This is a genomic window from Vibrio sp. 1978 (assembly GCF_033344345.1).
Window position 1 is genome coordinate 1 of the sequence record NZ_JAWPOP010000441.1, and the last position, 714, is coordinate 714.

A 714-nucleotide genomic window follows, 5' to 3' on the forward strand; every position below is an offset into this window, starting at 1 on the left:
TAGCTGTAAGTGCCCATCAGATTGGCTTTTCGGCTTTTCTTGCCATTGGTGTTTGCTGGTGCTTTAGGGGTCGCAAGTACGCCATAGAACAGGATACCAACAAGTGCCGCTTGCCACGCGAAAACAGCAACCAGAATCCAAAAAGCAGCAGCCAGAACCGGCAGTTTGTGCAGAAGGTTGAGCACCGACTTGGCCCAAATCACTGCCGGGATAGCCAGCACTGCGTAACCCCAGTTGGTGGCCTCAAGCATAGCCAGGCCAAGAATAACAACAGCCATCAGCGCGATATTCAGTACATGTTTCATGGTCATCTCTCCTTTTCAACTTACACTTTTATCCTATCACAGCATTAAAAAATGCAACTGTGAAAGGGCATTTTTCATTCAAAAAGAGGTGACACTTTGAGTGCAATTATCAGCAAGTGCGGCATGTACAGATACCGTCTGGAAAGGGATGTGCAACCCGAAGGCCTTGTGTTCGGTTATTTTGGTGTAAACGGCTCTACGGCCACGGCCACCGAGGACGATCACACGGTCAGAAAGTGGATAGGGTTTACCAAGGTCAACGGAGGGAGGCGATTCATAGTCGGTAATGCTTTTGCTTTTCGGGCGACCGACGTTCGAGAGCTGGCTACGGCGGTTGATCCTGTCGGGCCTGAAAATGAAATCCACTTGGAAAGGATTATTCGGGATGCTGATGTCTTGGTGCCCTGCT

At 49.7% G+C, this 714-nt stretch carries 2 protein-coding genes; one reads left to right on the forward strand and one right to left on the reverse strand.

Annotated elements, in window-relative coordinates:
- Positions 1–305 (reverse strand): hypothetical protein (locus R8N49_RS27115; protein WP_318190449.1); only part of this gene is annotated, 305 nt, incomplete at its 3' end.
- Positions 306–401: 96 nt separating this feature from the next.
- Here R8N49_RS27115 and R8N49_RS27120 point away from each other — a divergent pair.
- On the forward strand, positions 402–714 hold a 313-nt coding region (locus R8N49_RS27120; protein ID WP_318190450.1), incomplete at its 3' end, for a DUF1643 domain-containing protein.